General features: G+C 73.1%; 17 protein-coding genes. 9 read left to right on the top strand and 8 right to left on the bottom strand.

Going from position 1 to position 17,778, the window contains the following annotated elements; all coding sequences use genetic code 11:
• Positions 1-134: 134 nt before the first annotated feature.
• The 3 genes from J3R08_RS01715 to ligD (J3R08_RS01705) all read right to left on the bottom strand — a co-directional run bounded on the left by J3R08_RS01715 (position 135) and on the right by ligD (J3R08_RS01705) (position 2,768).
• A complete protein-coding gene (locus J3R08_RS01715) occupies positions 135-848 on the bottom strand; it encodes a TIGR03089 family protein (protein WP_209959730.1) in 714 nt (237 codons plus the stop codon).
• 77 nt (positions 849-925) lie between these two features.
• Positions 926-1,840, bottom strand: coding sequence for a non-homologous end-joining DNA ligase (gene ligD, locus J3R08_RS01710; RefSeq protein WP_209959728.1), 915 nt, complete (start codon positions 1,838-1,840; stop codon positions 926-928).
• The gene (gene ligD, locus J3R08_RS01705; protein WP_209959726.1) at positions 1,830-2,768 is read right to left on the bottom strand and encodes a non-homologous end-joining DNA ligase; all 939 of its coding nucleotides are present in this window, start codon (positions 2,766-2,768) and stop codon (positions 1,830-1,832) included. Before ligD (J3R08_RS01705) ends, ligD (J3R08_RS01710) begins: the two co-directional genes overlap by 11 nt.
• Positions 2,769-2,855: 87 nt before the next feature.
• On the opposite strand from ligD (J3R08_RS01705), the gene J3R08_RS01700 reads away from it, so the two are divergent.
• On the top strand, positions 2,856-3,875 hold the full coding sequence (locus tag J3R08_RS01700) for a Ku protein (RefSeq protein ID WP_209959724.1): 1,020 nt from the start codon (positions 2,856-2,858) through the stop codon (positions 3,873-3,875).
• A 50-nt stretch (positions 3,876-3,925) separates the two neighbouring features.
• Here the strand turns inward: J3R08_RS01700 and J3R08_RS01695 are convergent, their stop codons facing one another.
• Positions 3,926-4,318 (bottom strand): PPOX class F420-dependent oxidoreductase, encoded by a 393-nt coding sequence (locus tag J3R08_RS01695; RefSeq protein ID WP_043327192.1) that lies wholly within the window; start codon positions 4,316-4,318, stop codon positions 3,926-3,928.
• A gap of 63 nt (positions 4,319-4,381) precedes the next feature.
• On the opposite strand from J3R08_RS01695, the gene J3R08_RS01690 reads away from it, so the two are divergent.
• The 5 genes from J3R08_RS01690 (at position 4,382) to J3R08_RS01670 (ending at position 9,093) form a co-directional block, all read left to right on the top strand.
• Positions 4,382-5,137, top strand: a complete 756-nt coding sequence (locus J3R08_RS01690) for an FKBP-type peptidyl-prolyl cis-trans isomerase (RefSeq protein ID WP_245254651.1) — start codon at positions 4,382-4,384, stop codon at positions 5,135-5,137.
• A gap of 139 nt (positions 5,138-5,276) precedes the next feature.
• Positions 5,277-6,125, top strand: a complete 849-nt coding sequence (locus J3R08_RS01685) for a hypothetical protein (RefSeq protein WP_209963961.1) — start codon at positions 5,277-5,279, stop codon at positions 6,123-6,125.
• A 31-nt stretch (positions 6,126-6,156) separates the two neighbouring features.
• Positions 6,157-6,810 (top strand): HAD family phosphatase, encoded by a 654-nt coding sequence (locus tag J3R08_RS01680; RefSeq protein ID WP_209959721.1) that lies wholly within the window; start codon positions 6,157-6,159, stop codon positions 6,808-6,810.
• Positions 6,811-6,851: 41 nt separating this feature from the next.
• Positions 6,852-7,988, top strand: coding sequence for a glutathione-independent formaldehyde dehydrogenase (locus J3R08_RS01675; protein WP_166455730.1), 1,137 nt, complete (start codon positions 6,852-6,854; stop codon positions 7,986-7,988).
• A gap of 91 nt (positions 7,989-8,079) precedes the next feature.
• The gene (locus J3R08_RS01670; protein WP_187693349.1) at positions 8,080-9,093 is read left to right on the top strand and encodes an NADPH:quinone reductase; all 1,014 of its coding nucleotides are present in this window, start codon (positions 8,080-8,082) and stop codon (positions 9,091-9,093) included.
• 180 nt (positions 9,094-9,273) lie between these two features.
• Here J3R08_RS01670 and J3R08_RS01665 read toward each other — a convergent pair whose 3' ends face one another.
• Entirely contained in the window at positions 9,274-10,908 is a 1,635-nt protein-coding gene (locus J3R08_RS01665) for a fatty acid--CoA ligase (protein ID WP_176722787.1), read from the bottom strand.
• Positions 10,909-11,008: 100 nt separating this feature from the next.
• Here J3R08_RS01665 and J3R08_RS01660 point away from each other — a divergent pair, with 100 nt between their 5' ends.
• Entirely contained in the window at positions 11,009-11,500 is a 492-nt protein-coding gene (locus J3R08_RS01660) for an NUDIX domain-containing protein (protein WP_030503787.1), read from the top strand.
• 7 nt (positions 11,501-11,507) lie between these two features.
• Here the strand turns inward: J3R08_RS01660 and J3R08_RS01655 are convergent, their stop codons facing one another.
• On the bottom strand, positions 11,508-13,175 hold the full coding sequence (locus tag J3R08_RS01655) for an MDR family MFS transporter (protein ID WP_064448866.1): 1,668 nt from the start codon (positions 13,173-13,175) through the stop codon (positions 11,508-11,510).
• A gap of 56 nt (positions 13,176-13,231) precedes the next feature.
• Positions 13,232-13,786 carry a type 1 glutamine amidotransferase domain-containing protein gene (locus J3R08_RS01650; protein WP_043327208.1) on the bottom strand — a complete coding sequence of 185 codons (555 nt, stop codon included), beginning with the start codon at positions 13,784-13,786 and terminating at the stop codon, positions 13,232-13,234.
• A gap of 119 nt (positions 13,787-13,905) precedes the next feature.
• Here J3R08_RS01650 and rfaE2 point away from each other — a divergent pair, with 119 nt between their 5' ends.
• Both rfaE2 and J3R08_RS01640 read left to right on the top strand, forming a co-directional pair.
• Complete coding sequence (gene rfaE2, locus J3R08_RS01645; protein ID WP_069088078.1) at positions 13,906-15,771, top strand: D-glycero-beta-D-manno-heptose 1-phosphate adenylyltransferase; 1,866 nt, start codon at positions 13,906-13,908, stop codon at positions 15,769-15,771.
• Positions 15,768-16,640: a glycosyltransferase family 2 protein gene (locus J3R08_RS01640; RefSeq protein ID WP_043327209.1), complete on the top strand. Its 873-nt coding sequence runs from the start codon at positions 15,768-15,770 to the stop codon at positions 16,638-16,640. Before rfaE2 ends, J3R08_RS01640 begins: the two co-directional genes overlap by 4 nt.
• On the opposite strand, the gene J3R08_RS01635 is transcribed toward J3R08_RS01640, so the two are convergent.
• Positions 16,615-17,775 (bottom strand): glycosyltransferase family 9 protein, encoded by a 1,161-nt coding sequence (locus tag J3R08_RS01635; RefSeq protein ID WP_209959719.1) that lies wholly within the window; start codon positions 17,773-17,775, stop codon positions 16,615-16,617. The two genes, J3R08_RS01640 and J3R08_RS01635, sit on opposite strands and share 26 nt — an antisense overlap.
• Positions 17,776-17,778 lie beyond the last annotated feature (3 nt).

Genomic DNA, 17,778 nt, shown 5'->3' with positions numbered 1-17,778 from the left:
GGCCCTCATGACGACCGCTTCCTTCCAAGATCTCTGCGTGGATCGACGCGAAACGCCAGGAACGCCGTTGATCATGCAGTTGCGGCCCGGGCAAGAGCCGCAAAACGGGCACCCGAGGGGCCGCGACTGCAAGATCAGCGAGGCGAGGAGGCGGAGGCGGAGTTGGCGTGGATCAGGACCGTGGCGCCCGCGGAGAGGGGGGCCAAGAGCCACTTCAGGGGCTGCTCGTCCTCGGTCGGGTCCACCCGGAGGCAGTCGCCGGGGTGCAGATCGAGCTGGGTGGCGATCTCGGCGGCCAGGCGACGCCACGCCCCGAAGCTGGTGCCGTCCGCGGTGGCCGGCCCGGACGGGTCGACTGCCGTGTAGTCCGGCGGGTCGGTGGGGTGCCGCAGCACCTCGGCCGACCAGTCCAGCCAGCCCGGCGGCACCTCGCCGAGCGGGCCCGGTCCGGTGCCCACCAGGTAGCGGTGCGTCCCCTCGGGTACGTCCTCCAGCCAGTCGTCGAGGCGTTCCGGGGTCACGAACACCGCGTCGTACGGCTGGTCCGCGCCCGGTTCCAGCACCGGCAGGCCGGCCAGCGCGCGGGGACGGAACGACACCGTCAACCCGACCGACCAGGCCCCGAGCAGCACCGCCGCGGTACGCCAGTGCGGCGGCAGCAGCACCGCCACCCGGTCACCGGGGCGCAGCCCGCACCCGTCGCGGAGCAGCCCGGCGCTGCGGGCCGTCCACTCGCCGAGCTGCGCGGCGGTCAGGTCGGTGCGTTCGCCCGTCCCGTCGTCGTGGTAGCTGAGCAGCGGGTACCCGACCGCGTCGGGCGCGACGGCGACGACTGCCTGGTGGGCCATGCGCGAAACTCCTGTCTGCCGGTCCGCTCACCCTAACCGTCCGAGCCGCCCGTCCGGAGCAACCGAAGCGGCCCGGATCAGCGCACGGGCAGCTCGGGACCGCCGTCGAGCAGCGGCGCCAGCAGATCGCCCTGCTTCTCCACCCGCTTGAGCACCTCCCCGGCGGTGTACGGCCGCGTCGACGGCCGCTTCCCGGCCGCCCCGGCCTCCACCTCGCCCCAGGTCAGCGGCGTCGACACGGCCGGCACCGGCTGGGCCCGCAGCGAGTACGGCGCCACTGTCGTCTTCGCCGCGTTGTTCTGGCTCCAGTCGATGAAGACCTTGCCGGGCCGAAGGTTCTTCGCCATCTTCGACACGACCAGCTTCGGGTGCGCCTGCTCCAGTTCCTGCGCGATCCGCTTGGCGTAGTCGGAGACGATCTCGGCGTCCTGCGTACCGGCGATCGGGCAGCACAGCTGCATGCCCTTCTTCCCGGACGTCTTCGGGAACGAGGAGATCCCGTCGGAAGCCAGCCGGTCGCGCATCAGCAGCGCCACCTGGCAGCACTGCTTGAGCGCGGCCGGACCGCCCGGATCCAGGTCGACCACCATCATGTCCGGGTGCGCGCCGATCTTCCACTGCGGAGTGTGCAGCTCCAACGCGGCCAGGTTGGCCAGCCACACCAGCGTGGGCAGCTCGTCGCAGACCACGTAGTCGATGGTCTCCCGCCCCTTCGTGGAGCCGGGGGCGGGCAGGTTCTCGGTGCGTACCCAACCGGGCGTCGCGGCGGGTGCGTTCTTCTCGAAGAACGAGCCGCCGTCGACGCCGTTGGGAAACCGGATCCGGGTCAGCGCGCGGTCGTTCAGGTGCGGCAGCAGCACCGGGGCGATCCGGGTGTAGTAGTCGATCACCTCGCCCTTGGTGAAGCCGGCCTGCGGGAACAGCACCTTGTCCAGGTTGGACAGCTCCAGCGAGCGCCCCTCGACCTCGACCTTGAGCCGGTCAGCCGGCATCGTCGACCTCCTCGGGCGGCTTGTCCGGGCGCAGGCGCAGGATGCGCGGGAAGCGCAGCCTCCCGTCCGGCGTGCGCTGGCCGTACTTGACCTCCACCACGATCCGGGGAGTTACCCAGATCGCGCCGCGGGCATCCTCGCGCGGCACCCCGGCGGCGAACGGCGACGCGGTGGTCCGCAGCGGTTCCAGCTCACGCAGCAGTTCCCGTTCGATGGCCGCGCCGATCCCGCCGCCGACCCGCCCCCGGTAGATCAACCGCCCGTCCGGGCCGGGCACGCCGACGAGCAGACCGCCGACGCGCCGCGCGCCGGGCCGCCAGCCGCCGACCACGAAGTCGCCGGTGACCTCCAGCTTGACCTTCACCCAGTCCGGGGAGCGCACGCCGGGCCGGTAGAGCGAGTCGACCCGCTTGGCCATCACCCCCTCCAGCCCGTGCTCGCCGGCCGCCGCGTAGGTGGCCGGGCCGTCGCCGAAGACCGGCGGCACCGCCCACCGGGCGGCGCCGAGCCCGAGCGACTCCAGCGCCGCCCGCCGCTCCCGCCACGGCCGGGCGGTCAGGTCCTCGCCGTCGAGCCGCAACAGGTCGAAGATCATGTACGTGACGGGTACGGTCGCCGCCAGCCGAGCCGCCTTGGCCGGGTTGCGCACGTGCATTCGTTCGGCGAGCGCGGTGAACGAGGGCTGCCCGTCGGTGAAGAGGACCACCTCGCCGTCGAGCAGCGCGTCACCGACCTGCTCGGCCAGGTTGAGCAGTTCCGGGTACGCGGTGGTGATCTCGACGCCGGAGCGGGCGTAGAAGTGCCGGTCGCCGCGGGAGATGTCGGCGAGCGCGCGGACGCCGTCCCACTTGAACTCGTACGACCAGGCGGCGCCGGCCGGGAGCTGCCCGGTCGTCGCGAGCATCGGCTTCAACGGCGCGCCGGGCACGTTCCGACTGTAGTTGGGTGCGGAAGCGCGTGCGTCCCGTTCGATCGTTTGCGATTCTGGTGGTCAACCGGGGAGAGGAGCGCGGGTATGCGGGCGATCTGGAAAGGAGCGGTGTCGTTCGGCCTGGTGTCGATCGGGGTGAAGGTCTACTCGGCCACCGAGGAGAAGGACATCCGTTTCCACCAGGTGCACCGTGAGGACGGCGGCCGGATCCGCTACAAGCGCACCTGCTCGGTCTGCGGCGAGGAGGTCACCTACGACGACATCGCCAAGGGGTACGACATCGGTGGTGGCGAGATGGTCATCCTCACCGACGAGGATTTCGCCGACCTGCCGTTGAGCACGTCGCACGCGATCGACGTGCTGGAGTTCGTACCGGCCGAGCAGGTCGATCCGATCCTCTACAACAAGGCGTACTTCCTGGAGCCGGAGGGCTCGGCGACGAAGCCGTACGTGCTGCTGCGCGACGCGCTGTCCGACTCGGAGCGGGTGGCGATCGTCAAGGTGGCGCTGCGCCAGCGGGAGCAGCTCGCGACGCTGCGGGTCCGCGAGGGCGTGCTGCTGCTCAACACCATGCTGTGGCCGGACGAGATCCGCCGGCCCGACTTCGGTTTCCTGGACGAGGACCTGAAGGTACGCCCGCCGGAGCTGGCGATGGCCAGTTCACTGATCGACTCGATGGCCGGCGAGTTCGAGCCGGACGCCTTCACCGACGACTACCGGGCGGCGTTGCAGGAGGTCATCGACGCGAAGGTCGAGGGCCGCGAGGTGGTGCAGCCGGAGGAGGAAGAGGCCGCGCCGGCCGCCGCGGTGGACCTGATGGCCGCGCTGAAGGCATCCGTGGAGCGGGCCCGGGCGGCCCGGGGCGAGGCGCCGTCCGGCGGTGGGGCCGAGCCGACTCCGATCTCGTCGGCCCGATCGGCGAAGAAGGCCGCGAAGAAGGCCCCGGCCCGGAAGTCGGCCGAGAAGAAGGCCGAGCCGGCGAAGAAGACGGCCGCCAAGAAGACCCCCGCGAAGAAGACGGCGGAGAAGAAGACCGAACCGGCCAAGAAGACCGCCGCCAAGAAGACGACGGCGAAGAAGGCCGCCGCGAAGAAGAGCGCCTGACGCGCGTACGGCCGGGGCCCCGCCCTCGGTGGAGGGCGGGGCCGGACCGCTCAGCCTCGCCCGAGCTTCTCGGTCGGGGTGACCCGGACGATGACGCGCTCCTCGCCGGGGCGCCGCCACGGGTACGTGTCCTGGCCGAGGTACTTCTTCGCCAGCCGGTCGATGTGCTCGTCGGCGCCCTCGGTGACGAACTCGACGGTGCCCTTGATCCAGAGCGTGCGGAAGTCGTCGGCCTTGTCCGCCACCGACACCGCGACCACCGGGTTGCGGGCCATGTTCAGGTACTTCTGCCGCCCCTTGGCCGTGTTGAACACGATGTGCTCGCCGTCGGTGTCGACCCAGACCGGGGTGACGTGCGGGGTGCCGTCGGCCTCGATCGTCGCCACGTGCGCGAGCTGCGGCTCGCCGAGCAGGGCCAGGTCTTCTTCGCTGAGGATCGCCATGCCCGAAACGTACCCTGTGCGGTGCCCCCGTATCGGTCTCCGTGTCCTGATCGGTGCGGGCGTATGGGCACGCTGGGGCTCCGGGCGGGTACCGTGTGCGCTGGCCTCGGCGGCGGCCCGCCGGGGGCGCACCCACCCACCCTGCAGGGAGTCGACGTGAGCGAGCGTGTGGAGAACCGGTCGGAGGGCCAGGCCGCCCCGGCCACCAAGGCAGGGCGGCGGCTGGCCGCCCAGCTGGCCGAGAAGAAGGCCGCCGAGGCGCGTCGCCGCCGGCAGTCGATGCTCGGCGCGGCTGTCGGCGTGCTCGCCGTGGTGGCCCTGGTCGGTGGCCTGGTCTGGCTGAACAGCGGGGACGACGACAAGGCGGCCACCGCCGGCTCCTCGGCCAGCCCCACCGCCCCGGTCGAGCCCACCGAGATGCCCGCTCCGGAGCTGCCCGCCGGCATCGACCCGGCGCTGAAGACCAAGCCGACAGTGCAGGCCGGCACCGGCGAGCTGACCAAGCTCACCGTCACCACGCTGGTGAAGGGCACCGGGCCGGCGGTGAAGGCCGGGCAGAACATCACCACCAACTACGTGGGCGTGTTCTACAAGGACGGCAAGCAGTTCGACGCGTCCTGGGACAACGGCCAGCCGGCCACCTTCCAGATCGGCGTGGGCCAGGTCATCAAGGGCTGGGACCAGGGCCTGGTCGGCGTGCCGGTGGGCAGCCGGGTGCAGCTGGACCTGCCGGCCGATCTGGCGTACGGCAACGACGCCGCCGGTGGCCGCCCGGCCGGGCCGCTGCGCTTCGTCGTCGACGTGCTGGCTGCGCAGTAGCTCACTCCAGGCTTCCGTCCGGTCACCCTGCGGCAGTAGGTTCATGGTCACCGCGGGCGGCACGTCCGTCCGCGGTGATCTGCTCACCGACGCGGAGGTGCACGTGGCGGCGCTGGACGGGGCCGGGGCGACCCGGCAGATGTGGACGCTGTACGAGCCGGTCCACGCGGTGACCTACTTCCACCCGCGGGCCCGCACCGCGTTTGAGGCGGTCGGGCTGCGCGGCTACTGGCGCGGCTACTTCGCGGGGCGGGCCGCGCCGCTCGGCGCGGTCGACGCGCCCGCCGTGACCGCGGCGTTCTTCAGCTTCGCGCCGGCCATGGTGGCCCGCGCGCTGCCGTCGGTGTGGCGTCTGGCCACCCCGGAGGAGGCGCTGCGGGCGCGGCTCACCGGTGGTGTGCAGGCGCTCGCCGAGTTCACCTACGAGCTGCCCGAGTCGCATCTGGTCGAGGCCGCCGACCTGCTGGAGGAGGCGGCCGCGCGGGTGGACACGGCCGGGCGGGTGCTCGGCGCGGTGAACGCCGCACTGCCCCGGGGCGAGTACCCGCTGGCCCGGCTCTGGCAGGCCGCCACCACGCTGCGCGAGCACCGCGGTGACGGCCACGTGGCGGCGCTGGTGACGACCGGGCTGGAACCGGCCGAGGTGGTGGCCTGGCGGTGCCGGGTCGACCAGTCCCGCGAGTTCCACCAGCCCGCCCGGGGCTGGACCGACGAGCAGTGGGCCGCGGCCGAGGAGCGGCTGGTGGAGAAGGGCTGGCTGACCGCCGACCGGACGGCCACGCCGTACGCCACGGAGACGTTCCGCGCGGTCGAGGAGGCCACCGACCGGGCCGCTGCGGGGCCGTGGCGGGCGCTGGGCGCGGAACGTACCGCCCGGCTGCGGGACCTGCTGGAGCCGATCGCTACCCGCTGCCGCACGATCATCCCGGCCAAGGCGCCGATCGGCCTGCCGGCACAGCGGTCGGTCGGAGCCGCGCTGCCACGGTGAGCCGGGCCGCCGGCTGGGGCAGGATGGCGGCATGGTGGACGCGGTGCTTTTCGACCTGGACGGCGTGATCGTGGACTCCGAGCCGGTCTGGGAGGAGGTCCGGCGCGCGTACGTGGCCGAGCACGGCGGCGTCTGGCAGCCGGACACGCAGCGCCGGCTGATGGGCATGAGCACCGGCGAGTGGGCCGAGTACCTCAGCGGTGAGCTGGGCGTCGACAGGTCGGCCGAGCAGGTCGCCACCGAGGTGGTGACCGAGATGGCCCGCCGGTACGCGCAGCGCGTACCCGTGATCGACGGGGCGGAGGAGGTCGTGCGCCGCATCGCCGCGCGGTGGCCGCTCGGGCTGGCCAGCTCCTCCCCGACCCGGCTGATCGCGGCAGCGCTGGACGCGACGGGCCTGGCCGGCTCGTTCGGGGCGACGCTGTCGACGGAGGAGACCGCCCGGGGCAAGCCCGCGCCGGACGTGTGGCTCGCGGTGGCCGGGCGGCTGGGCGTCGACCCGGCCCGCTGCGTGGCCGTGGAGGACTCGTCGAACGGGGTCCGTTCGGCGGCTGCCGCCGGGTGCCGGGTGGTGGCGGTGCCGCACGGGTCGTACCCGCTCGATCCGGACGCCGAGGCGCTCGCGACCGTGCTGCTCCCCTCGATCGGCGCGCTCACGCCCGCTGTGGTGGCGGGGATCGACTGAACCACCCACCCGCCGCCACCACCCGGCCTACGGTCGGTGACATGAGGGCTGTGGTGTACGAGGGGCCGCACGAGGTGGCCGTCAACGAGGTCGACGACCCGCGGATCGAGGATCCGAACGACGTGGTCGTCCAGGTCACGACGACCGCGATCTGCGGTTCGGACCTGCACATGTACGAGGGACGGACGGCCGCCGAACCGGGCATCGTGTTCGGCCACGAGAACATGGGCGTGATCGTCGAGACCGGGCCGGGCGTGACGAGCCTGCGCGTGGGTGACCGGGTCTCGATGCCGTTCAATGTGGCGTGCGGGTTCTGCCGCAACTGCCGGGAGCAACGCACCGGGTTCTGCCTGACGGTGAACCCGGGCTTCGCCGGCGGCGCGTACGGCTATGTGTCGATGGGGCCGTACCGGGGTGGGCAGGCGGAGTACCTGCGAGTGCCGTTCGCCGACTTCAACTGCCTGAAGCTGCCGCCCGGCACCGAACACGAGAACGACTACGCGATGCTCGCCGACATCTTTCCGACCGGCTACCACGGGGTGGCGATGACCGGGCTGCGGCCGGGCGAGAACCTGACCGTGATGGGCGGCGGGCCGGTCGGGCTGATGGCGGCGTACTCGGCGGTGCTGATCGGGGCGTCCGAGGTGTTCGTGGTGGACCGGGTGCCGGACCGGCTGCGGCTGGCCGAGTCGATCGGCGCCACCCCGATCGACTTCAGCGCGGGCGACCCGGTCGAGCAGATCCGGGACCGGACCGCCGGGGTGGGGACCGATCACGGCGTGGACGCGGTGGGATACCAGGCGTCCGCGCCCAGCGGCGAGGAGCAGCCGGCGCTGGTGCTGAACACGCTCGTGGAGGTGGTACGCGCGACCGGGGCGATCGGCGTGGTCGGGCTCTACCTCGCGGCGGACCCGGGCGCCCCGGACGAGCACTCCGCCCGGGGTGAGCTGCTGTTCAAGGTGGGCAAGCTGTTCGAGAAGGGCCTGCGGATCGGCACCGGGCAGGCGAACGTGAAGACCTACAATGCGTACCTGCGAAACCTGATCATGGCGGGGCGGGCGACCCCGAGCTTCGTGGTGAGCAAGGAGTTGCCGCTGGACGCGGCGCCGGAGGCGTACCAGCGCTTCGACCGCCGAGAGCCGGGCTACTCGAAGGTCGTGCTCAAGCCGGCCGCCTGACGAGCCGTCGTACGGTGGCCGGGTGCGCCCGGGGCCGCATGTTCGGGCGGCTGCCGGGTAGCGCACCCGGAAGGACGGCGGAGGGACGGCGATGAAGGCGATCGTGTACGAGCGCAGCGGGGACGCCTCGGTGCTCCAGGTGGTCGAGCGGCCCGTGCCGGAGCCCGGCCCCGGCGAGGTGCTGGTGCGGATGGCCGTGTCGGGGGTGAACCCGACCGACTGGAAGGCCCGGCAGGCGTGGCCGCTGCCGAGCGGCTGGCAGATTCCGCACCAGGACGGCGCCGGGGTGGTCGAGGCGGTCGGTGAGGGCGTGGACCGGACGCTGATCGGCGAGCGGGTCTGGGTGTGGGAGGCGGCGTGGCAGCGGCCGTGGGGCACCGCCGCGGAGTACACGCTGGTTCCGGTCCGGCACGCGGTGCCGCTCGGTCCGGCGTCGTTCGATCTGGGGGCGGCGCTCGGCATCCCGTTCATGACCGCGCACCGCTGCCTGACCGCGGGTGAGTACATGCCGGACAAGCTGCACGCGGGCGCGCTGAGCGACCATGTGGTGCTGGTGCAGGGCGGCGCGGGCGCGGTGGGCAACGCGGCGATCCAGCTCGCGAGCTGGGCCGACGCCTGTGTCATCGCGACTGTGAGCAGCCCGGAGAAGGCGCAGCTCGCGGCGGCGGCCGGGGCCGACTTCGTGATCAACTATCGCGAGCAGGACGTGGTCGAGGAGGTCCGCAAGGTCGCGCCCGACGGGGTGCACACGATCGTCGAGGTCTCCGCCGCCCGCAACGCCGCCGCCGACGTGCGGATGCTGCGTACCGGCGGGGCGGTCTGCGTGTACGCAGACGACGGCGGCGACGAGATCACGTTGCCGATCCGGCCGCTGATGGTTCCGAACGCGCGCTGGCAGTTCGTGCTGATCTACACCGCGCCGAAGGTCGCCAAGGCGCAGGCGGTCACCGACATCGCGGCGGCGGTGGCGCAGGGCGCGATCCGGGTCGGTGAGGACGGCGGGCTGCCACTGCATCGGTATCCGCTGGCGGACGCCGCTGCCGCGCAGCAGGCGGTGCAGGACAGCGTGGTGGGCAAGGTGCTGGTCACCACCGCGGACGAGTAGGTGACCGGATTTCCCCGACAGCCGGACAGACGCGAACAAGTTTCGCAACAATGACGGTGCGGGTCAGCCCGTAACGGACGGGCGGCCCCGGCGCGGTGCGAACGCCGGGGCCGCCCTCTGGGAGGAATGCCCGTTGGAAACGTGTTCCTGCCCGTGTAGGCGACGGTACGCCCCGAAACGTTACGACGCGGTCAGTTCCCGTACGTCGAGCCCGCCGTCGGCGTACCGCGAACGCACCACCTTCTTGTCGAACTTGCCGACGCTGGTCTTGGGCACGGCGTCGATGAACGCCCAGCGTTCCGGCAACTGCCAGCGGGCCACCGAGCCGGCCAGGAAGTCCCGCAGCTCCTCGGCGGTCACCGAGGCGCCCTCGCGAACCACGACGGTGGCCAGCGGACGCTCGTCCCAGCGCTCGTCCGGTACGCCCACCACGCACGCCTCCAGCACCGCCGGGTGCGCCATCAGGGCGTTCTCCAGCTCGACCGAGGAGATCCACTCCCCGCCCGACTTGATCACGTCCTTGGCGCGGTCGGTGAGCGTGATGTAGCCGTCCGGCGAGAGCGTGCCGACGTCCCCGGTCCGCAGCCAGCCGTCCCGGAACTTCTCCTCCTCCGGCACGTCGTCGCCGATGTACCGGGCGGTCACCCACGGCCCGCGCACCTCCAGCTCGCCCACCGACGTCCCGTCCGCGGGCAGCGGCTCACCGGCCGGACCGACGATCCGCGCGGTCACGCCCGCCGGTACGCGGCCCTGCGTGTAGCGGTAGCGCCAGGCGTCGTCGCCGGTCGCGCCGGCCGGCGCCCGGGACACCGAGCCCAGCGGCGACATCTCGGTCATGCCCCAGGCGTGGATGACGTCGATGCCGTAGCGGTCGTGGAAGGCGTGCATCAGCGCCGGCGGGCACGCCGACCCGCCCACGATGACCTCCTTCAGTGAGGAGAGGTCCACCTCGTGCGCGTCCAGGTAGGCCAGCAGGTCGGTCCAGATGGTCGGCACCGCCCCGGCCAGCGTGGGGCGCTCGGCGGCGATCATCGCGGCGATCGGCTCGGCCTGGAGGAACCGGTCCGGCATGATCAGCGAGGCGCCGGAGAGGAAGGCCGCGTACGGCAGGCCCCAGGACATGGCGTGGAACATCGGCACGATGGCCAGCTCGCGGTCGTTCGGCCCGAGCCCGAAGCCCTCCGGCATGCAGACCTGGAGCGAGTGCAGGTAGATCGAGCGGTGCGAGTAGGCGACGCCCTTGGGGTGGCCGGTGGTGCCCGAGGTGTAGCAGAGCGCGGCCGCGTCCCGCTCGTCCACCTCCGGCCAGTCGAAGTGGTCGGGGCGGTCGGCCAGCAGCGCGTCCCAGTGGTGCACGGTGATCCGGTCACCGGCGGCGGCCAGCAGCGGGGCCGGGTCGCCGCCGCCGACCACCACCACGTGCGCCACGGTGGTCATCTCGCCGATCACCCGGGCGAGCAGCGGGATGAGCGTGGTGTCGACGAGCACCACGCGGTCCTCGGCGTGGTTGGCGATGTAGGCGACCTGGTCGGGGAAGAGCCGGATGTTGAGCGTGTGCAGCACCGCGCCCATGCTCGGCACGGCGAAGTACGCCACCAGGTGCTCGTTGTTGTTCCACATGAACGTCGCGACCCGCTCGTCGCCGGTCACGCCGCACTCGTCGCGCAGCGCGTGGGCCAGCCGGGCGGCGGCGCGGCCGACCTCCGCGTACGTCATCCGGCGCGGTTCGGCGCCGGTCCAGGTGACCACCTCCGCCGCGCCGTGCACGGTGGAGCCGTGTTCGAGGATCCGGGCGACCTGGAGGGGGGCGTCCATCATCGTGCTACGCATGGGTAACAACGTAGTGGCGGCGGTCACATCTACGGAACCCCCCGGAACCACCGAGGTGATCACGGATGATGCGTAGATTGTCCGGGTGAGCATCTCGTGGGCCGACTCGTACGTGGGGCAGCTCCGCGCCCTGGCCGGTGACCGCACCCTGATGTTCGTCGGCGCCCGCGCCGTGGTGCGCGACAACGCCGCCCGGGTGCTGCTGATCCAGCGCTCCGACAACGGCCAGTGGGCGCTGCCGGCCGGCGCCATGGAACTGGGCGAGTCGATCGCCGACTGCGCGGTCCGGGAGGTGCGGGAGGAGACCGGCCTGCGGGCGCTGCGGGTCAGCGCGTTCGCGCTCTACACCGGCCCGGACCGCACCCACACCAACATGTACGGGCACACGTACCAGGTCTTCACCACCGCGTTCCGCGTCGACGAGTGGGACGGCGAGCTGGACCGGTTCACCGACGAGACCACCGACGCCGCCTTCTTCCGTCCGGCGGACTTCCCGCACCCGCTCTCGTCGAGCGTCCACGAGACACTCGCCGACCTGGACGTGTTCGAGCAGACCAACCGGCTCATCCTCAAGTAGCCGCCGGTCACAGCATCGTCTGCGACTTCGCCTCCATGTCGGCGGCGGCCTCCTCCTTCGACTCCTTCGTCAGCGGCTTGCCGCCGGGCGCCGGGGCCTTGCCGCCGATCGGGTCGGCGCCGCCGGTGGCGCCCTGCGGACCGGTGCCGCGCAACTGGTGGTTCGGCATGGCCAGCGTGACCAGCACCGCGACGATCGCGATCAGCCCGGTGGTCAGGAAGACCAGGTGCAGCGACTCGACGAACGAGGCCTGGACGGCGGCGCGTACCGGGGCGGGCAGGGCCAGGATGGCCGCCGGGTCGTTGATCGAGAAGTTCCCGCCTGCAGACACCGCGGCCCGCTGCTCCGGCGGGAGCTGCGCGAGCGCGCCCGGCAGCCGGCCGGCCAGCTCGGTGGTGAGCCGGGACGACAGCACCGCGCCCAGGATGGCCACGCCGAACGAGCCGCCGAGCGACCGGAAGAACGTGGCCGAGGACGTGCCCGCGCCCAGGTCGCGCACGCTCACCGCGTTCTGCACGGCGAGGATCAGCGACTGCATGCACAGGCCCAGCCCGATCCCGATCACCACCATGTAGCCGAACGCGGCCCAGAGCGAGGTGGCCACCCGCAGCTGCTGGAACAGCAGCATGCCGACCACCAGCACGGCCGCGCCCGCCACCGGGAACCACTTGTACCTGCCGATCCGGCTCATCGCCCGGCCGGTGACGATCGAGGTGATGATGACGCCGGCCATCATCGGCAGCATCAGCAGACCGCTGCGCGTCGGCGAGGCGCCCTTGACGATCTGGAGGTAGAGCGGGATGAAGATGATCGACCCGAACATCACCAGACCGAGGACGAAACCCGCCGCGTTCGCCAGCGCGAACGTGGCGCTGCGGAACAGCCGCAGCGGCAGGATCGGCTCCTTGGTCCGCGCCTCCTGGACGACGAACAGCACGCCCAGCACCGCGCCCGCGGCGAACAGGCCGACGATCACGCCGGAGCCCCAGGCGTACTCGGCGCCGCCCCAGCTCAGCGCCAGCAGCAGGCAGCTCACGCCGGCCACCAGCAGCGCCGCGCCGATCCAGTCGACCGTGTGCTCCCGCCGCTCGAACGGCACCAGCCGCATCACGTGCCAGCAGACCACGATGGCGAGGATCGCCAGCGGCACGTTGATGTAGAAGATCCACCGCCAGTTGGTCTCCGCGAAGTAACCGCCGACGAGCGGCCCGGCCACCGAGGAGACGCCGAACACCGCGCCGAACAGCCCCTGGTAGCGACCGCGCTCCCGGGGCGAGACCACGTCCGAGATGATGGTGAACGCCAGCGTCATCAGCCCACCCGCGCCGAGACCCTGCACGCCGCGCGTGACGATCAGCTGGGTCATGTCCTGCGACAGCCCGGCCAGCAGCGAGCCGAGCAGGAACATGCCGATCGAGAACAGGAAGACCGGCCGGCGTCCGTACAGGTCGGCCATCTTGCCGTACAGCGGCGTCGAGGCGGTCGACGCCAGCAGGTACGCGGTGACCACCCACGAGTAGTGGTTGATGCCGCCCAGCTCCCCCACGATCGTCGGCAGGGCGGTGCCGACGATGGTCTGGTCGAGCGCCGCCAGCAGCATGCCGGTCATCAGGCCGAACATCAGCAGGCGGATCTGGCGGGCGGGCAGCGCGGGCGGGGCGGTCTGGGCGGTCATCCCGCTTCCTATCCCACCGGGGGCGGATCATGCCCCCGGTGGGCCTGTGACTTTCCTCAGGCGGCGTGCCGGCCCTCGGCGAACTCCTCCACGATCTTGGCGCAGAACGCCGGCAGGTCGTCCGGCTTGCGGCTGCTGACCAGCCCGTTGTCGGTGACGACCTCCTTGTCGACCCAGTTCGCGCCGGCGTTTGTGAGGTCGGTGCGCAGGCTCGGCCAGGAGGTGATGGTGCGGCCCCGCACCACGTCCGCCTCGACCAGCGTCCACGGGCCGTGGCAGATCACGCCGACCGGCTTGCCGGCGTCGAAGAACGACTTCACGAACCGGACCGCGTCCGGGTCCGCGCGCAGGAAGTCCGGGTTCGCCACGCCACCGGGCAGGACCAGACCGTCGTACGCGCCGGCGTCCGCCTCCTTGACGGTGACGTCGACCCGGTACTGCTTGCCGTGGTCCAGGTGGTTGAAGGCCTGGATCGAGCCGGAGTCGAGGGAGACCAGCTCGACCTGCGCGCCGGCGTTCTCCACCGCCTCCCGGGGCTGGGTGTACTCGACCTCCTCGACGCCGTCGGCGGCCAGGAAGGCGATGCGCTTGCCCTGAAGTGTCGCTGCCATGCTCTTCTCTCCTCTCCGGGGTATGTCTGCACCGTTCCCCCGGCCGATGCGGCGAAACCGGGCGCACCGGGTGGCCCGCGTCGCGTTTGGCCCGACGGCGCGGGGGGATCCGCAGAGGCATGGCAGGAGCAGCAGCGGAAGAGCGCCGGCTGGCCACCGTGGTGGCGAGCTGGCAGCAGCGTCCCGTGCTGGTCGTCGGGGACGCCATGCTGGACGAGTGGCGGTTCGCCGAGTCGGAGCGGCTCTGCCGCGAGGCGCCCGCGCCGGTCCTCACCCTGCGGCGGCGGATCTCCGCGGCCGGGGGCGCCGCCAACACGGCGGTCAACGTGGCGGCGCTCGGTGGACGGGCGGCGCTCGTCGCCCCGGTCGGTGCCGACGTGGCCGGTGACGAGCTGCACGACTGCCTGGACCGCGCGGCGGTCTGGGACCGTACGGTGAGCCAGCCCGGCCGGCCTACGCCGGTGAAGCGGCGGATGCTCGCCGGCAACCAGATCCTGCTCCGTGAGGACTCCGGCGGCCCGGAGGACGCGCTGGACGACGACGGGGTGGCACGGCTGCTGACCGCCCTGCACTGCGCCACCGAGGAGCTGCGCGCGGTGGCCCCGGGACAGCCGCTCACGCTCGTGGTCTGCGACTACGGCCTGGGCGCCCTGCCCTCGGCGGTACGCGCCTGGCTGGTCGCCAACCGGGACCGCTACGGCACCGTGGCGCTGGACGCGCACGACCTGGCCGACTGGCGTGGACTGAACCCGACTGTGGTGACGCCGAGCTTCGCCGAGGCCACCCGGCTGCTGGCCCGCGCCGCCGCCGGTTTCGCACACGGCGAGCGCAACGCCGTACCCAATGGGGGTGACCTGCACCTGGACCACCCGGCGGAGGCCGACGGCCCGTCCGAGCTGATGGTCGGCGCGGCGCCCGGCGGGTCCGGCGACCGTGCGCCGGGCAGCCCGCACCCGACCTCGGGCGCGCCCGCCGCAGCGACGTCCGGCGGCTCGACCGGCCCGACCGGCGAGCCGACGCCCGGCGAGGAGCGGGTGGCACTGACCGGGGACGGACTGAGCGTCACCGGCACCGGCGTGACGGTGAGCGCGACCGCCGGCACCGGCGTGGACCGGGCCGTGCTGGCCGAGTCGCGCCTGCCCGAGCTGCGCGCGCACACCGGCGCGGACGTGGTGGCGGTGACCCTGGACACCGAGGGCGCGGTGGTCGGCGGCGCCGAGGGCGAGCCCCGGCGCAGCCACAGCACCCCGGTCCCGGCCAGTCACGCGGTGGGCGCCGGGGACGCGTACCTGGCGGCCATGACGCTGGCGCTCGCCGCCGACGCCGGCCTGCCCACCGCCGCCCAGCTCGCGCAGCTCGCCGCCACCATCACGGTCGCCGACACCGGCACCTGCGTGTGCCGCCGCGAGGACCTGCTCGCCGCGCTCGGCACCGGCCCGGACGACGGCGGGCACCCGGCGCTGGTCGGCGCCGACGAACTGGCCGCGCTGGTGGACGAGCACCGGCAGGCCGGGCGGTCGGTGGTGTTCACAAACGGCTGCTTCGACGTGCTGCACCCCGGGCACGTCCGCTACCTGACCCAGGCCCGCGCGCTCGGTGACCTGCTGATCGTGGCGGTCAACTCGGACGGCAGCGTCCGCCGGCTCAAGGGCGCGGACCGGCCGGTCAACCCGGTCGAGGACCGGATCGCGCTGCTGGCGGCGCTGGCCTGCGTCGACCACGTGGTGGTCTTCGAGGAGGACTCGCCGGCCCGGCTGATCGAGGCGGTCCGGCCGGACGTCTACGTCAAGGGCGGCGACTACCCGCCGGAGATGGTGCCGGAGGCGCCGCTGGTGCGGCGGCTGGGCGGGCAGGTACGCACGCTCGGGTACGTGCCGGACCGCTCCACCTCGGCGATCATCGACCGGATCCGCGCCCAGTCGCTCATGAGCGAACGCACCGAGCGGAGCGAGGACAGCCCCGTGGGCGAAGGCAGGCCGGCGTGACCCGACCGCTCGACCCGGGCACGCCCGGGCAGTTCCGGCAGCGCCGCCGCCTCGACGTGCTCATTCCCACCCGCAATCGGCCCGCCGAACTGGCTGTCACGCTGTCCGGGCTGGCCGCGCAGGAGGGCGTACCCGGGTTCGGGGTGGTGGTCAGCGACCAGTCCGACGGCGAGCCCGCGTACGCGCACCCGGCCGCCGCCACCATGGTCCGGGCGCTGCGGCACCGGGGGCATCCGGTGCTGCTGACCCGGCGGCTGCCCCGTCGCGGCCTGGCCGAACACCGGTGCTACCTGCTGGCCCAGTCGGCCGCCGACGCGGTGCTCTGCCTCGACGACGACGTGTGGCTGGAGCCGGGCACGCTGTCCCGGCTGATGACCGCGCTGGACGAGCTGGGCTGCGGGTTCGTCGGCAACGCGGTGCACGGGCTCTCCTACGCCGACGACGTCCGCCCGGAGACGCACCAGCACTACGAGGAGTGGGCCGGACGGCCGGTACCGGAACGGATCATGCCGGGCACGCCGGAGTGGCATCGGGCGTCGATCCACCCGGCCGCGAACCTGCTGCACGTCACCGAGAAGCTGAACCTGCCGCCCGGGCAGTGGCGGGCGTACAAGGTCTCCTGGATCGGCGGCTGCGTCCTCTACGACCGGACGAAGCTGGTCGAGTCCGGTGGCTTCGACTTCTGGGAGCGGCTGCCCGACCGGCACCAGGGCGAGGACGTCGCCGCCCAGCTCGCCGTGCTGGAGCGCCACGGCGGCGCCGGCGTGCTGCCCAGCGGGGCCTACCACCTGGAGTCGCCGACCACAGTCACCGAGCGGGACGTGGAGGCGTGGGAAGTGGTGCTCAGCGAGTCGACGGCGGAGGTGTGAGCAGCTCGCGGGCCGCCTCGATCACCTCGGCCGCCGGCACGTCGGCCACGAACGACACCCGGTGCGGGCACTCCCCGTCGCCGGGCCGGTGCGGGTAGATCCCGGGTGTGCAGTCGACGCCGCAGACCGGGCAGTGGGTGGTCCAGGCGGCGATCGGGCGGTGCCGCCCACGCAGCGGCGACGCCCCGTTGATCAGGTTGCCGACCCAGAACACCCCGACCGTCGGCGCGCCCACGGCGGCGGCCAGGTGCAGCGGGCCGGTGTCGTTGGAGACCACGAGCGCGCAGTCCGCGTACGCGGCGGCCAGCGCGCCGAGGCTGAGCGTGCCGACCTGCGGACGCACCGGCACGCCGGCCGCCGCCACCACAGCGTCCACCGTCTCCTGCTCGGCGGGGGTGCCGGTGACAAGCACCTCGTACCCGTCGCCGGTGAGCGCGCGGGCGACCTCGGCGAAGCATTCCGGCGGCCAGCGGCGTCGCGTGTCGGTGGCGCCCGGGTGCAGCGCCACCCGGGGCCGGGTGGGCGGGCCGAGCACGGCGGCGGCCTCGGCCCGGTCGGCGGCGGTGACCGCCAGCGACGGGGTGATCGTGGTGGCGGGCGCGCCGACCAGCGCGGCGACCTCCAGGTAGCGGATCACCTCGTGCTGGTAGTAGACGTAGCGCAGCCAGCGGTCGAGCGGCGGCGCGCCCTCGGCCCGCAGGCCGGCGGTGACCCGCGCGCCCAGGCCCGCCACCAGCGGGTTGGAGTTCGCGCCACCGCCGTGCACCTGCAACGCCAGGTCGAACCGCTCGGCGCGGGCCGCGGCCAGGAAGCCCGGCACGTCGCCCGGCGACTCGCCCGGGCCCGGATCGCGGATGCCGGGCGCCGCCGGCACCACCAGCACCCGGTCCACCGGGCCGGGCCGGTCGCGCCAGAGCGCCGCGTGCCACGGCGCGCCGAGCAGCACGATCTCCGCCGACGGGTACGCCGACCGCAGCGCGTCCAGCGCCGGCAGCACGAAGATGAAGTCGCCGAGCGCGTTGGCGCGCAGCACGGCGATCCGCTCGACGTCGGGCACACGCTCGCCGACCGGGCCGAGCAGCGACGGCTCCGGGTCGCGGCGCGGCGGGTCGGAGTCGCCCGACGGGCTGGTCACGCG

The sequence above is a fragment of the Micromonospora sp. HB375 genome (genome assembly GCF_017872985.1).
Lineage (GTDB): Bacteria > Actinomycetota > Actinomycetes > Mycobacteriales > Micromonosporaceae > Micromonospora > Micromonospora chalcea.
This window is presented reverse-complemented; position numbering and strand designations above follow the sequence as displayed.

Excerpts from the sequence above, each read along its gene's own strand:
- J3R08_RS01715 (WP_209959730.1), bottom strand. The coding sequence starts at position 848 with ATGGCCCACCAGGCAGTCGTCGCCGTCGCGCCCGACGCGGTCGGGTAC.
- ligD (WP_209959728.1), bottom strand. The coding sequence starts at position 1,840 with ATGCCGGCTGACCGGCTCAAGGTCGAGGTCGAGGGGCGCTCGCTGGAG.
- J3R08_RS01700 (WP_209959724.1), top strand. The coding sequence starts at position 2,856 with ATGCGGGCGATCTGGAAAGGAGCGGTGTCGTTCGGCCTGGTGTCGATC.
- J3R08_RS01695 (WP_043327192.1), bottom strand. The coding sequence starts at position 4,318 with ATGGCGATCCTCAGCGAAGAAGACCTGGCCCTGCTCGGCGAGCCGCAG.
- J3R08_RS01690 (WP_245254651.1), top strand. The coding sequence starts at position 4,382 with ATGGGCACGCTGGGGCTCCGGGCGGGTACCGTGTGCGCTGGCCTCGGC.
- J3R08_RS01685 (WP_209963961.1), top strand. The coding sequence starts at position 5,277 with ATGTGGACGCTGTACGAGCCGGTCCACGCGGTGACCTACTTCCACCCG.
- J3R08_RS01680 (WP_209959721.1), top strand. The coding sequence starts at position 6,157 with ATGGTGGACGCGGTGCTTTTCGACCTGGACGGCGTGATCGTGGACTCC.
- J3R08_RS01675 (WP_166455730.1), top strand. The coding sequence starts at position 6,852 with ATGAGGGCTGTGGTGTACGAGGGGCCGCACGAGGTGGCCGTCAACGAG.
- J3R08_RS01670 (WP_187693349.1), top strand. The coding sequence starts at position 8,080 with ATGAAGGCGATCGTGTACGAGCGCAGCGGGGACGCCTCGGTGCTCCAG.
- J3R08_RS01665 (WP_176722787.1), bottom strand. The coding sequence starts at position 10,908 with ATGGACGCCCCCCTCCAGGTCGCCCGGATCCTCGAACACGGCTCCACC.
- J3R08_RS01655 (WP_064448866.1), bottom strand. The coding sequence starts at position 13,175 with ATGACCGCCCAGACCGCCCCGCCCGCGCTGCCCGCCCGCCAGATCCGC.
- J3R08_RS01650 (WP_043327208.1), bottom strand. The coding sequence starts at position 13,786 with ATGGCAGCGACACTTCAGGGCAAGCGCATCGCCTTCCTGGCCGCCGAC.
- rfaE2 (WP_069088078.1), top strand. The coding sequence starts at position 13,906 with ATGGCAGGAGCAGCAGCGGAAGAGCGCCGGCTGGCCACCGTGGTGGCG.